The sequence below is a fragment of the Clostridium sp. AWRP genome, assembly GCF_004006395.2.
Taxonomy (GTDB): Bacteria; Bacillota; Clostridia; order Clostridiales; family Clostridiaceae; genus Clostridium_B.
On the sequence record NZ_CP029758.2, the window covers coordinates 3328025 to 3341547 of the forward strand.

The following is a 13523-nucleotide window of genomic DNA, read 5'->3' on the forward strand; positions in this document are numbered from 1 at the left end:
AGGAATCTATAAATTCAGTTCTACTTCTACTGAAGTCATAATTACTGCTTTATATCCAAAAACAGGCTCTAATTTATTCGGATTATGTCTATCTCTCCTGTATCCTGTTCTTGCTTCTATATCTTTACATGCCTTAGGACAGCTATATTCTATTTTACCTTTATTACTTAAAGCAATAGAACTTGATATAAGCTCTATACCATAACCTTCAGGAACAACTATATCAATACCCAAAATAATGTTAAGATACTTAACATTATTTTTAAAGCCTTTAGCTGGATTTCTATTTACTTTTATTTTCAATGCAGAGAATGTTCCTATATCTTTTTCCTGTAATTTTTTATCTTTGTTTTTTAGTGCTATTTTCATTTTTTCTATAACTTCTGGTCTTGGACATTACATATCTACAGTGACTATCTTACTACGCTTATCCTCTTTATCAATAAGTAAGCATTAAACATTGCTAGAGAGTCTATAAACTTAACTATATTATTTATCTTATTGAAAAAAATAAATAGTTTTCTGAGCTTTAAAGAAAAAATTGTAGATGTTTACCAAAGCTTATATTTGTTTGTTCCTTGTTTTGCAACTTATAGCTTGATATTAATTTTTTATTTTACTCAATATATTCATGTTGATAATAAAAGCTATTATCTTTTTTCAATTTTTCCCAAAATTTACTTTGTCGTGCCATTTGTATGTATTATATTGTTAATTTCTATACTTATTAATGCATACATCTTTAAAAAAGTAATTGAAATACAAAAAATTGAACAAACAAACTTATTAATGGATCAACAGTTTAGACTTCAAATTAACCATAGTAAAAATCTTGAAGCTCTCTATAGTAGTATACGTAGTGTTAAGCATGACATGAATAATCATTTACTTTGTTTAAAGATTTTAGCTGAAAATGGAAACACAAAAGAAATAAACAAGTATTTATACACACTTGGACAAACTATAAAAAAATTGAACTATAAAATCAAAACAGGAAATGTAATTTCTGATGCCATTATAAATGAAAAATACAATATTGCTAAAATGAATAATATTGAATTCATTTGTAACTTTATCATACCTGACGAAATTATACTTGATTCTGTAGACTTATGCGTAATATTAAGCAATTGTTTAGATAATGCAATTGAAGCTTGTATGAAAATTGAAGACGAAACTATTAACAAGAAAATCACCATTAATTCTTATATCCACGATTTATATTTGCTAATAGAAGTTTCAAATACCTCCGCAAATAAACTTCAATATAAGGATAATAAAATTATAAGTACAAAAAAGAATAAAAATAGTCACGGCATAGGAATATCTAATATAGAAACTATAGTAAAAAAATATAATGGAATTTTAGATATCATATCAGAAAAAAATAAATTTATTTTAAATATTATGCTTAAAGTAAAAAATAATTAGTTATTAATTGAGGACTGCTTTAAGAAAGGAATGTTTTGTATGCAAATTAATTCAACTACTTATAATCCAATGTTAAACAATAGTTTTAACAGCTCCAATGATGATTCCCCAAAGGATATTTATGGAAATGAAAATCAAATTGATAATGAAATACAAAGTCTTGAACAAAAAAAATCAAGTTTAAACAGTAAAATTAGTAGTATAAAAGGTGATTTTACATCATCAAAGGCTAAAGATGAATTGATTAGTCCTTTAAAAAGTGAACTCCAATCAATTGAAGCTAAAATACAGGAAAAACAATCTGCAAAAATGAAAGGAAAAACTAAAAAAACTAATTCTGGGAAAAAAGCTAAAAATAATAAACATATTTCTAATAAAAGTAAATCTATTCCAGAACAATTAGATAATATCACTACGCAAACTGGTATTACAAATAAATTAAAAATAAAGAATACACTAAAAGGTTCTTCTAAAATTTCTAATGTATCTGATTCTATAAATAATAAAAAAAATAGTACTCATGTAAAAAACGCACTTGCTGTATATAAATCATCAGAAAATGAAGATTCAACAACTTATGAGACAAATACTCTAGCTTAAATATCAAGTGATTCTTAGACTCAGGTGGAGTTTGCTTGTGAGGAATACCTCTTACCTGAGCAAAAGCTCGTAAAATGCCATTTAGGCATTTTACCCATCTGAGCCTTAGAAGAACTTATCCAGGCGCGTAGCAGTGCTTATCCCACACTTGAAGAAGATTGGGGTATTAGCAATGATAGCGATCGGATAAAGGGACTGAAACATTAAAAAATTTATATACAATATGTTGTAATATTTATTCTTAATGTAACAGCCCCTCATTTTTAGCACAATACCACTTAAATTTATTGTAAAAATATCACTGCAGATGAGTCATCACTTTTTTTTAAATCTAGGAAATTTCACTACATCTGCATCCTCATTTTCAATAAGTCTTATATACTTGATGCAATCCTTGTTTTTCAATAATTGAAATAAGGTTATCAGCCTCCATATATTTGTAATTATCAAAAATTGCTGAAAACCCATCTGACATTAATAAAGCCTTTTTACATTCTTCCAAATCCAAATACCCATAAAGAGAATTTTCTACTGCACTTTTATCAAATTCTAATGTCCAGTAACCTTCTGGGAGTATTTTTAAGCAATCTATGTTTAATAAGCAGTGGATTTATCCTCTGTCTAGCTTCAACAAAACTTATTCCTTCATTTAACATTAACTCGTTCATTTCAGCTTTAGCTATATTATCCAATTTATCAAGCAAAGTCTGTTTAATAATACTTGAATTTCCATTATTATTCTCAACTATAAGTGTACAATCTCCAAGTAAAAAATATTCTACTTTATTATTGTTAATTCTAATTATAGCTATAGAAGCCGCTGGCAAATCAACTTTATCAGGATATTTTAATGAAGAAATTTTATTAAATTTATTGCTTATAAAATCCATTCCTTTAGAAACAATTCCTTTAATATCCTTTGATTTATCTAAAATATTATCTTTAAGATAGTTATTCCATTCATTAACAAACCAATACACATCACCTTTAGAACCTGTCAGATTAGTTTTGTTTTAGCATCTGATGTAAAACTTTTAAAAATTTCAGGCGTAAGTTCTCTTATGGGTATTTAAGAAGTATATTATAAAACTAAAAATTTCAAATACTATTTTGAGTCAATTTTACTATAATAAAAAAGTGATAAATGCCATTATCACTTTTTGCAACATTTTATTTACTAATATCTCTTACTTATGACTTTATATATAATTTAATATACTTCTATTAAACTTTTTCCTTGTTAACTCTGTAACCAGTTTTAAAATCCACTATATTCTTTAATGGCTGCTGATTTTTAAAATATTCAAGATTTTCAATACTTATGTTAACAATTCTTCTTAAAGTTTCTGGAAGATGAAAAAATCCTGATATATGAGGAGTAATAACAACCCCTGGCGCATCCCATAATCTATGTTCAGGTGGCAGCGGTTCTGGCTGCGTTACATCAAGACCTGCACCACTAATAATTTCATTTTCAAGAGCATCACACAAATCTTCAGTACATATACAACTTCCTCTTCCCACATTAAGAATGATTGCATCTTTTCTCATTAAATTAAATTTATCTTTATTAAATAAATGGTGAGTATCCTTTGTCCCAGGAAGACTTAAAGCCACTACATCAGCTTTAGGCAAAAGTTCATCCAAAGCTTCCATTGTATACAATTCATCAATATATTCTGGCTTTTGTCCTTTAGTTCTCTTTACTCCTATGGTATAGCTTCCAAGTGCCTTCATTTTTCTAGCAAAATCCCCTCCAATATCACCAAGACCTACAACTAATGTTGTACTTCCTTCTATTGAGGTAACATTTCCTTCATCCTTCCATATATGTTTTTTCTGATTCATATAATATAAATTCAACTTCTTTTTAATTTCAAATAACATACCGAGCATATGTTCAGATATTGCAAGTCCATAAGCGCCTGATGCATTTGTAAGGTATGCTCCTTCAGGAATTACACCAGCTTCGCAATATCCATCAGTACCTGCACTGTTTAATTGAAGCCATTTAAGCTTTTTACTTCCCTTTATGTACTCTGGAGGAACATTTCCAATAATTATATCAGCACTTTTTACAATTTCATTGCTAATTTCTTTAGTTGATATAAAAATATACTCCTCTTCTGGCATCTTTGATTTAAGTTTTTGTTTTTCATCTTCACTTAATGGAATTACAACTAAAATTCTCATATAATATCACTTCCTTCTAGTACCATTATATTATAAATTTAATAAGCTAAAAACTTTACATTTTCAATTGCATATTATTTCTTTATAGAATGATTACTCATTTTCTTCCATAGAATTTATATAAATTTTCCCCCACTCTCCCATATTTTTTAATACAGGTATAAAAGAGCGTCCCATTTTTGTTAATGAATATTCAACTCTCGGAGGTACTTCCTTATAAATTTCCCTATGCACCATACCATCATCCTCTAGTTCTCTTAATTGCTTGGTAAGTACTGGTTGAGAAATCCCTTTACATAACCTTTGAAGTTCATTAAACCTCCTTGTTTTTTCGTTTAAATGAAAAAGGATTATCATTTTCCATTTTCCTGAAATTAAATATTGTACTGCTGCTATTGGACATGATTTATTAGACTGGGGATTTTTTAATATTCTTGCCATTTAGCTTGTTTCCTCCTCAATAGTACTATTTTTGTTAGTATGTAACAAAAAAGTACGTACTTGAATGGTTACACCTATTACCATAATATTATAGTAACTTCAAAAATAAAAATCAATTTTAAAAGGGAGTATAATCAAATGGAAATAAAAAAAGTTTTAAATCGTTTTTATGTAAATGACATTGAAAAAGCAATAAAATTCTATGAAAAAATATTAAATGAAAAATCTAAAAATAGATTTAAATATCCTGAAGCAAATTTAGAATTGGTAACAGTAGGAAATACTTTAATAATAAGCGGTTCTGATGAGACATTAAAGGCTTTTAGAGATACTCAAGCAACATTTTTAGTTGATTCCATCATTGAATTCAAAGAATTTTTATTAAATAATGGTGCTGCTGTTATTAGAGACTTGAAAAAGGTACCAACTGGGATGAATATGACTGTAAAACATCCTGATGGTACAGTAGTTGAATATGTTGAACATAAATCCAATCTTAAGTGGTAAATAGCCTAAAATAGTAAAGAATCCTTTAATGATAAGGATTCTTCACTATTTTCATTCATACGATTTTTAATATCTAAATTATATTTATAACGTGTCATCTTTAATATAACTATCAAAAAATGGAGGAACTTTATTTTTTATTTTGCCATCACCAGATGGTTGTTTTAGTATTTCTTTTATGTTATAGCCACCTGGTATTGGAAAAGAAGTCAAGGACTTAAAATTAATAGCAGATTTTGGGCAGGAATAAACACATCTCATACAACCATTACAGGAAAGTCTGAAATTAATTTTTTCATTTTTTTCATATATATTTTCTGCAGGGCAATTCTTTATGCAAAGTCCGCAATGAGAACAATTTTCATTGACTTTCAAATCTTTTCCTAGCAAAAAAATTATCCGTGAAATTATAAACATCATACCTTCCATAAGCACCTTAAGTCCAATGCCAGTTTTAAGTGTTCGTTTTTTGCCATGAATCACTTCTTGGCACATTATATCTGCCTTCTTGGCTGTTGCCGCATAGAGCTGTTTGATAATTTCATCATCAAATTTATTCATCCAGTTGCTTCCTATGGAAAATAACCTCTCATAAAACACTTTGTATCCTTTTCTTGAAAGCTTTCTTATAATTGGCTTTGAAGCGTTATAATTAATAGGTGTTACGCCACCTGCAGTTCGGAAAATAAATGTCTTTTTGTATTTTTGTTTAGGAAGAAGTTTAATAAAATGACGTACAATATTTGGAGTGCCAAACCCAATAACTTGGCACCCAATTCCAACTAAATCGTATTTTTCAAGGTCTATTTTAAGATTATTCTTTAATACATCTTCAATCCTTATTACAGTAACATTGTATTGGTAATTAAAGAACCCTTCCTTAATCATATTGGCAACAATCTCAGTGTTTCCTGTGCCTGAAAAGTAATAAATCACAACTGACTTCATATTATATCACCCCTACCTTTGCTTTTTTTCTCATTATTAGTCTTACAACAAGTGAAATAGGTACAGTAAGTATCCATATTCCATATACTATGAACTTTAATCTGGTTACACTGCTTGCTGCTGTTATAAGGGATAATAACATTGATGGAAAACTATTTAATAAAATAAGTATAATAATGTTTTCTATAACATCAAAAAAGGCACGCAAATAAGCTATATACAGTAAAACATGCCACTTACTATTTAACACAGCTTTGCCCATAATGAATTTCAAAATATAATTCTGTACTATTGCAAACACCACAGTAAATATAAAGTCATCTAGTAAATACTTTACATAAATTGACCTACCCTCTGCACCCAAAGTTGTAAACAGTTGAAACACATCGCTGGCACTATATCCAAACCGCATATCCAACACATTTGCTCCATTACTATAAATGAGAAAACCTGTTTCAATTTTTCTCATAATAACCAATGCCGAAACTAAGACCAATATAACTAATAACCTGATTATATAAATTTTATTAAGTCTGATGTTTCTCTCCACTTTGCACTCTCCTTCACTCTCAATTGCTTGACTAAATTTATTTATTAAAGTATACTATCGGTATACTAATATACTGGTAGTATACTTATTTCTTATTTCTTTGTCAACAGATGGGAGAGATGTTTTTTGAAGGAATTAACTAGACGTGAGCATGAACAGTTAGAAAGAAAAGAAGCCATTATTTCCAAAGCTGAAGAACTATTTTGTAAGTATGGATTTGAAAAAGTATCTATGGACACTCTAGCCAAGGAATGTGAATTTACTAAGAGGACAATTTACAGATATTTCACCTGCAAAGAAGATTTATTTTTCGCCGTTGCATTAAGAGGTTATAACCGTCTTTTTGACATGATGAAAAATGATATCCAGAAAGGTACTACAGGCTTTGAAAAAATACGTTTATCTTACTATACCTATTATGATTATTTTTGCAAATTTCCTGAACTGATACAATTAATAAATATGAGTGGAATTATAAAATCCAGATCTGTAGGTATGAACGTTCCTTATCGTAATAAATTTACAGATTTAGACAAATGTTTATTTGAGGAACTAATAAAGACGTTTCATGAAGGAAAAACTGACGGGAGTATTCGTTCTGATTTAGAAATATCTGAACTTGCCTTTTCCTCAGTTTTTGTTGTTACAGGTTTTTTCCAATTGCTTTCTTTATCAGGTAATACCTATACAAATCACTTTGGTTTAGATAAGAAACAATTTGCCAAATTTACAATAGAAATGTTAGTAGATTTTCTCAAGAATAAATAGCCTATAACTCAATATTTAAAAAGGGTGGTCATTTTATCATATTATGTCCACCCTCTCTTTTGAGAATTCTATATATATGCTTGTACCAACATTCAACTTGCTTTTTACATTAATTTTTCCATCGTGTGCTTCTATTATTTGCTTTGCAATTGCCATTCCAAGGCCTGAACCTTTAACATTTACAGAAGTACTAGTTCCCCTATAATATCTTTCAAAAAGCTTTTTCACCTCTTCCTCTGACATGCCCTTTCCATTATCATCAATATTTATATATATTTTATCTTCCTTTTTTATAGAAACTCTTATTTCAGTATCTGGAGAATTGTGAATTACTGAATTATAAATCAAATTAGTGAAAGCCCGTCTTAAAAGTGTATTGTCAAAATTAAAATCTACAATATCTTCTACACAGTTAAAAATAATATTTCTTTTTTCATATTTAGGATTATTCAATATACTTATAACTACTTCCTTTAATAAACGCACTAAATTTTGACTTTGACGATTTATAGGAAACATTCCATTTTTCAATTGATAAGTAAAATTCAAATTTTCAACTATGCTCTCTAAATTTTCTGCATTTCTAAGTATTGTTTTTCCATACTTTTTTGCATCCTGAGATGTAACATCATACTTAGGATCACTCAGTATTTCTGCATAACCTTTTATTGGAGATAGTGGAGTTTTTAAATCATGTGAAATATTGGCTATCCACTCCTCTCTTAAAGTTTGATTCTTTTTTCTCTCATCTTCGCTGGCTTTAAGTTTACTATCTAAAATATTAAGACTGCATTTTATATCCTTATACGTTCCTTTTTCCTTCATGGGAATATAATCATTTGAAGCAAGTCTTCTTATGCCTGATGTTATATTTAACAATGTGCGATTCATCCATATACCATAAACTGCAGTAATAAGTATAAGTACTATAAATAATGCCAATATAACAAACTTTATCTTTAAAACCTTGTTATAATTCATGTATAAGGTTATTTTTGATATTTTTGCAGGAAAACCTATAATGTAAGTCCACTTTTCTCCGCTGTTATTAACACTTCCAACAAACATAGTATGTTCCCCTGCATTATCTCCATTTTTATATAACTGCACAGTATCTATTGGAGAATAATGTTTTGGGGCACTTTTAGGTTCATTATATTCTAAAGCCACATCTCCATTTTTATCAACAATTTGAAAAGAAAGCTTGTACTTTTTTAATTCACCTACTGCTGAATCCTTAAGTTTTGGTTTACCTTTATCAAAACTAATTTTTTTATAAAAATTAGATGTAAAATATGCAGGCCAGCTGCTCCAGTTAGCATAACTATTCTCGCTACTTATATTAACATTCAATAGATAAAGCCCTATCCCTAAAAAAATTGAAATTAAAATTAGAAAGGCAATAAAAAACTTAAAATATAAATTAAATATTATCTTATATCCTGATTTTTTCATCTATTCATTCCTCTTTACAAGCTTGTATCCAAGTCCTATTACAGTAACTATAATTTCCGGTTTAGAAGGATTTTTCTCAAGCTTTTCTCTTAAATGTCTTATATGAACGGAGATTGTATTATCATATCCAAAATAATCATCTCCCCATACTACCTCACATAATCTTTCCTTATTGACTATTTTATTTGAATTTTCTGCCAGATATAAAAGAAGCTTATATTCCTTTGCTGTAAGTTTTACTTCTGAACCATCCTTATATACCTGACTGTGCAACTTATCAATAGTAATGCTGCCAATGATTATATTCTCATTTTCACTACTGCTGTCTTCCTTTATACCATCATACTGCTGTCTTCTAAGCTGTGCCTTAATGCGAAAGGCAATTTCTCTTGGACTAAAGGGTTTTGTAATGTAGTCATCTCCTCCCATACTCAGTCCAACGATTTTATCAACATCGCTATTTTTTGAAGATAAAAATAAAATTGGACAGTAAGAAAATTGCCTTATTCTTTTACATACCTCTATTCCATCAATGTCTGGAAGCATTATATCAAGTACTACTATATCAGGCCTTTCATTCTCACATATTTTTATACCATCTAATCCGCAGTGAACTTTTCTAATATTCTTAAATCCTTCCTTTAATAGAATATCCTCTATTAAATCCGTTATATCTTCTTCATCATCTATAAGTAATATTTTTTTATCTGCATTACTTACTAAATCCACCCAAAAACACCTCTTTTATTATTGCAGATAAAAAGCTCAAGTCTAAAATTGAATACGACTTGAGCTTTTTTAACTTTACCAAACTGAATAAATTTATTTATAGACCTATGACCTCTTTCAACTTATTGATTTCTTCTATACTAAGCTTTGTGTATCTTACTATTTTTTCTATGTCTTCGTTATCTAACAACATATTTTTAGCAATTTCTATTGCTTTACCCTTTTCAGCTTGATTCATAGCTTCTTCTTTTTCCTTTTCAAATATTTTTTCTACCTTAGTCATTTTTAACCAACTCCTTACCACATTAGCATATTCTTCGTCAATAAACTTATCTGTAGAAGTTAACACTCCAGCTATAATAAAATACTGATTTCTTTCGTCATTTACTTCTTTAGCTAATTCTATGGTATCTTTAATAAGTTCATGCTTATCCTTTTTGCTTCTCATTAGTGGAAGTAATATTAAATTCATAAGGTCCATGTCTTCTAAAATTTTGTTTTCTTTAATTTTACTTTCAACATCTTTATATATAATATCTCCATCATAATTTTTCATAAACACAGATTTTACGTTTATTCCAACGCTTCCCATACTAAATCTGCTTTCCGCTTTTTCAATATTACTTGCATATATTACTGCCACATTTACTTTTTTAATCTTTCTATTTTCTTCGTAATATTTTCTTGAAATTCTCAAAACATAGTCAATATATTTATACATGTTCTCTGTTATTCTATTATTGCTTTCATATTCAAGCAAAAGTATTGAACCATCTTCCAGTAAAAATACACTGTCAGCTCTACGTTCATCTGCCTTTACTTCTGGGAATTCATTTGGAAGCATCTCAACTATCTTAGGATAATCCAATCCATACATAATTAATGCTTTATCTTTAAACATTTCACTTAGAGTTTTAAAAAGTACATCCTTTGCTTGATATGTTATTCCTTTTGCGGACAAAGCATCATCTCCTTTTATGTTAATTATACAAGATAATTTTTAAATTTTCTATATTTTTCTTTGTATGATTTTCATATAAGATTTAACAGAAAGAAGATAAAAACATAAATAAATTACTACATACACTCCCATTGTCATACCCATCCATTCCAGCTGTGTTATTGAAAAGCCGCAGAGATATTTCATATAGGCCATAAGTGGAAATATACTATGAAGAATACCAAATAAAAGCGGCATTAAAAAAATAAATCCCAGTTGTTTTGATATAATTCTTAAAGTTTCTTTCTTAGTTAAACCTATTTTGGAAAGTACCGAGTATCTATTCTTATCTTCATAAGCTTCTGTTAACTGTTTATAATACATTATACTTCCAGTGGAAACAACAAAGAGTATACCTAGGAATGCACCTATAAACACATAGCTTCCATACAAAGTATGAACCTCAGTATACATATCATAGTAAGAAGAAAAATTTCTGTCCTTTGGCATCATTTGAGAAGCCTCTGTAACAACACTTCCACTTTTTAATGCATTGTCAAAATTATATGCCCTTATAACAGTTGTATTATTTCTATTATCATTTAAAAGCTTATTAAAAAATGTATCTGGTACTACTATAGTTGTTTTTTGAAATTTAACTCCTAAAACACATTTCTTACTTGAGTCGGATATATCAAGTTTATAAGCTTTTCCTCCAATAGTTGCATTAAGCTGATCCCCTGCAAGTCTTCCCCTTGCTTCAACTGAATTGCTTACTTCAATGAAAAAGCATTGATTTTCTTTATTAATTTTAATGTCCTTAGCTCTATCAACAACATCTGTACCATCATTAAAACCTGAATTATTTACAATATCCCTGTACTCAGATGCAGACATTACAAACATATCAAAAGGAGCTTTTAAATCTTTTCCAAAGGGACCTTTATATTTTTGTGTAAGCCCACTTCCATTTATCATTACAATATCTGTTTTATAAGTTGTTTTAATTTCTTTATGATTATTAATAACAGCTTCAACTTTTTTATTTAATTCCTTGCTGCCGCTTTGATACATTATTGAAAACGGACATCCACTTGGTGCAATTTTATCAAGGGTCAAGCTAAGACTAAATGTAAAACATAATGCTGTAATGGCAACAGCAGATACAACAGCTATGGTTGCCAGAAGATTAGAATTTCCTTTAATTCTGTAGATTATTTGAGATACTCCTATTAAATTTTCTCCTTTATAATAAGCTTTTTTATTTTTCTCAAATAGCTTAAAGATATAAATTATGAAATTGTTGAACAATATATAAGTTCCTGCAACAACAAGCAGCATTATAAGGAGACCTTTGTACAGCATCTGGACTCCACCAGACTCCATATTCATTTTTAATACACCAATATATCCGCCGATAACCATTATTAATGATAATAATGCTAAAACTCTAGAAAATTTAGGTTTCTTCTCTCCTTCCTTAGCCGCATGTATAAGCTCTATAAGCCTAAACTTATATATTATTCCATAAGCTTTTATGGAGTTTAACAAAAATATAATCATAAAAACAAAAATCGTCATTAATATAGATCTAATATCAAAAGTATATTGTATAGACTTGTTTGATTTTATACATACATTAAGTATTTTTAAGAAGAATCTGGAGGTAAATGCTCCTAATGGTACGCCAACAATTAAGGCTAATATTCCTAGGAAGATATTTTCGAAGAACATGAGTGTGCCTATTTCTTTCTTCTTCATACCAAGCAATGAATATATAGCAACTTCTTTCTTTTTATTTTTTATAAAAAAGCTGTTAGCATAGCCTATGAAAATAGCTGAAAATATTATAACTACAAAAGCTGCAGCTTTAAAAATAGCACCAACCTTAACCTTGCTTGAGCTAAATAATTGTATTTCGTGATTATAGTATATGGAATAAAATATCATGAGGATAAAAACTGAAGTTACCGTACTTATAAAATAGGAAACATAATTTTTAAAATTGTGTTTTACATTGTTTATTCCAAGATTAAATAGTGTCACTTTCAGCACCCCCTACTTTAGCAAGAGTGCTTAGTATTTTATTATAGAAATCTTTTCTACTGGCTGTTTTCTCAATCTCAGTATCAAGTATTCCATCCTTTATAAATATAATTCTTTCACAGTAGCTTGCTGCAAATGCATCATGAGTTACCATAACAATTGTGGCTCCATTTTCCTTATTTAATAAAGAAAGGTTGTTTAAAAGCTCTGTTGAAGATTTTGAATCCAGTGCTCCTGTAGGCTCATCTGCAAAGACTATTTCTGGATCAGTTATTATAGCTCTTGCCGCTGCAGCCCTTTGCTTTTGACCTCCTGAAACTTCATAAGGATATTTTTCTAATATGTCTTCAATATTCAAGATGCGGCTAATTTTTTTTAATTTCTCTTCCATAGATGCCACATCTACCTTAGATAAAGAAAGTGGTAAAATAATATTTTCTTTTAAGGTTAAAGTATCAAGAAGATTGTAGTCTTGAAAAATAAATCCAAGCTGCTTTCTTCTAAACATTGATAATTCATCTTCATTAAGATTTAAAAAACTTTTTCCATTAAGTTCAATTGTACCTGATGTTGGAGTATCAATAGTTGATATCACATTTAACAATGTGGACTTACCTGCTCCTGAAGGTCCCATAATTCCAAGAAATTCACCCTTTTGAACAGAAAAGCTCACTCCATTTAGTGCATTTGATTTACTTCCACCGTGTTTTGAACCATACACCTTTTTTACATCTCTAACTTCCATTATATTCATTAATATTTCCTCCTGTATTTGACTTCAGTTAGATTGTATATGTATGAGTTTAAGGTGGATTTAATATGATCTTAATTTCATCTTAAGTTTGTTTGACTTTACTCCGTTTCAATTATTGGTATAAGAAAAGATAGCAAAACCTTAGCACAAGGTATTTGCTA

16 protein-coding genes are annotated in these 13523 nt (G+C 29.0%); 4 read left to right on the forward strand and 12 right to left on the reverse strand.

Translation table 11 applies throughout. The features are described from left to right. Positions 1-6 precede the first annotated feature (6 nt). On the reverse strand, positions 7-369 hold the full coding sequence (locus DMR38_RS15290) for a hypothetical protein (RefSeq protein WP_127722108.1): 363 nt from the start codon (positions 367-369) through the stop codon (positions 7-9). 420 nt (positions 370-789) lie between these two features. On the opposite strand from DMR38_RS15290, the gene DMR38_RS15295 reads away from it, so the two are divergent. Both DMR38_RS15295 and DMR38_RS15300 read left to right on the forward strand, forming a co-directional pair. Beyond that, positions 790-1431 carry an ATP-binding protein gene (locus tag DMR38_RS15295; protein WP_243124315.1) on the forward strand — a complete coding sequence of 214 codons (642 nt, stop codon included), beginning with the start codon at positions 790-792 and terminating at the stop codon, positions 1429-1431. A gap of 39 nt (positions 1432-1470) precedes the next feature. Beyond that, positions 1471-2031, forward strand: a complete 561-nt coding sequence (locus DMR38_RS15300) for a hypothetical protein (RefSeq protein WP_127722110.1) — start codon at positions 1471-1473, stop codon at positions 2029-2031. 364 nt (positions 2032-2395) lie between these two features. On the opposite strand, the gene DMR38_RS22355 is transcribed toward DMR38_RS15300, so the two are convergent. From DMR38_RS22355 to DMR38_RS15315, 4 genes are all read right to left on the reverse strand, one after another. Further along, positions 2396-2533: a hypothetical protein gene (locus DMR38_RS22355; protein ID WP_243124316.1), complete on the reverse strand. Its 138-nt coding sequence runs from the start codon at positions 2531-2533 to the stop codon at positions 2396-2398. Positions 2534-2573: 40 nt separating this feature from the next. Next, positions 2574-3011: a hypothetical protein gene (locus tag DMR38_RS15305; RefSeq protein WP_243124317.1), complete on the reverse strand. Its 438-nt coding sequence runs from the start codon at positions 3009-3011 to the stop codon at positions 2574-2576. A 244-nt stretch (positions 3012-3255) separates the two neighbouring features. After that, positions 3256-4224: a D-2-hydroxyacid dehydrogenase gene (locus DMR38_RS15310; RefSeq protein ID WP_127722111.1), complete on the reverse strand. Its 969-nt coding sequence runs from the start codon at positions 4222-4224 to the stop codon at positions 3256-3258. A 93-nt stretch (positions 4225-4317) separates the two neighbouring features. Then, positions 4318-4665 carry a helix-turn-helix domain-containing protein gene (locus DMR38_RS15315; RefSeq protein WP_127722112.1) on the reverse strand — a complete coding sequence of 116 codons (348 nt, stop codon included), beginning with the start codon at positions 4663-4665 and terminating at the stop codon, positions 4318-4320. Between the two features lie 138 nt (positions 4666-4803). Here DMR38_RS15315 and DMR38_RS15320 point away from each other — a divergent pair, with 138 nt between their 5' ends. Beyond that, the gene (locus tag DMR38_RS15320; RefSeq protein WP_127722113.1) at positions 4804-5172 is read left to right on the forward strand and encodes a VOC family protein; all 369 of its coding nucleotides are present in this window, start codon (positions 4804-4806) and stop codon (positions 5170-5172) included. A gap of 84 nt (positions 5173-5256) precedes the next feature. On the opposite strand, the gene DMR38_RS15325 is transcribed toward DMR38_RS15320, so the two are convergent. Next, a complete protein-coding gene (locus tag DMR38_RS15325; protein WP_127722114.1) occupies positions 5257-6120 on the reverse strand; it encodes an EFR1 family ferrodoxin in 864 nt (287 codons plus the stop codon). Between the two features lies 1 nt (position 6121). Beyond that, positions 6122-6670, reverse strand: coding sequence for a hypothetical protein (locus tag DMR38_RS15330; RefSeq protein WP_127722115.1), 549 nt, complete (start codon positions 6668-6670; stop codon positions 6122-6124). Positions 6671-6796: 126 nt separating this feature from the next. Between DMR38_RS15330 and DMR38_RS15335 the strand changes: the two genes are divergently transcribed. After that, positions 6797-7438, forward strand: a complete 642-nt coding sequence (locus tag DMR38_RS15335; RefSeq protein ID WP_127722116.1) for a TetR/AcrR family transcriptional regulator — start codon at positions 6797-6799, stop codon at positions 7436-7438. A gap of 36 nt (positions 7439-7474) precedes the next feature. Here the strand turns inward: DMR38_RS15335 and DMR38_RS15340 are convergent, their stop codons facing one another. The 5 genes from DMR38_RS15340 to DMR38_RS15360 all read right to left on the reverse strand — a co-directional run bounded on the left by DMR38_RS15340 (position 7475) and on the right by DMR38_RS15360 (position 13362). Further along, positions 7475-8893: a HAMP domain-containing sensor histidine kinase gene (locus DMR38_RS15340; RefSeq protein WP_127722117.1), complete on the reverse strand. Its 1419-nt coding sequence runs from the start codon at positions 8891-8893 to the stop codon at positions 7475-7477. Then, on the reverse strand, positions 8894-9622 hold the full coding sequence (locus DMR38_RS15345) for a response regulator transcription factor (protein WP_127722119.1): 729 nt from the start codon (positions 9620-9622) through the stop codon (positions 8894-8896). It lies immediately after the preceding gene. A 97-nt stretch (positions 9623-9719) separates the two neighbouring features. After that, on the reverse strand, positions 9720-10583 hold the full coding sequence (locus DMR38_RS15350) for a transcriptional regulator (protein WP_127722120.1): 864 nt from the start codon (positions 10581-10583) through the stop codon (positions 9720-9722). A gap of 48 nt (positions 10584-10631) precedes the next feature. After that, the gene (locus DMR38_RS15355) at positions 10632-12608 is read right to left on the reverse strand and encodes an ABC transporter permease (RefSeq protein WP_127722121.1); all 1977 of its coding nucleotides are present in this window, start codon (positions 12606-12608) and stop codon (positions 10632-10634) included. Beyond that, positions 12595-13362, reverse strand: coding sequence for an ABC transporter ATP-binding protein (locus DMR38_RS15360; protein WP_127722122.1), 768 nt, complete (start codon positions 13360-13362; stop codon positions 12595-12597). Before DMR38_RS15360 ends, DMR38_RS15355 begins: the two co-directional genes overlap by 14 nt. Positions 13363-13523 lie beyond the last annotated feature (161 nt).

Bases quoted from the DNA above. Each gene is read 5' to 3' on its own strand.
- DMR38_RS15300 (WP_127722110.1), top strand. From the start codon at position 1,471: ATGCAAATTAATTCAACTACTTATAATCCAATGTTAAACAATAGTTTT.
- DMR38_RS15315 (WP_127722112.1), bottom strand. From the start codon at position 4,665: ATGGCAAGAATATTAAAAAATCCCCAGTCTAATAAATCATGTCCAATA.
- DMR38_RS15320 (WP_127722113.1), top strand. From the start codon at position 4,804: ATGGAAATAAAAAAAGTTTTAAATCGTTTTTATGTAAATGACATTGAA.
- DMR38_RS15295 (WP_243124315.1), top strand. From the start codon at position 790: ATGGATCAACAGTTTAGACTTCAAATTAACCATAGTAAAAATCTTGAA.
- DMR38_RS15310 (WP_127722111.1), bottom strand. From the start codon at position 4,224: ATGAGAATTTTAGTTGTAATTCCATTAAGTGAAGATGAAAAACAAAAA.
- DMR38_RS15340 (WP_127722117.1), bottom strand. From the start codon at position 8,893: ATGAAAAAATCAGGATATAAGATAATATTTAATTTATATTTTAAGTTT.
- DMR38_RS15360 (WP_127722122.1), bottom strand. From the start codon at position 13,362: ATGAATATAATGGAAGTTAGAGATGTAAAAAAGGTGTATGGTTCAAAA.
- DMR38_RS15290 (WP_127722108.1), bottom strand. From the start codon at position 369: ATGAAAATAGCACTAAAAAACAAAGATAAAAAATTACAGGAAAAAGAT.
- DMR38_RS15325 (WP_127722114.1), bottom strand. From the start codon at position 6,120: ATGAAGTCAGTTGTGATTTATTACTTTTCAGGCACAGGAAACACTGAG.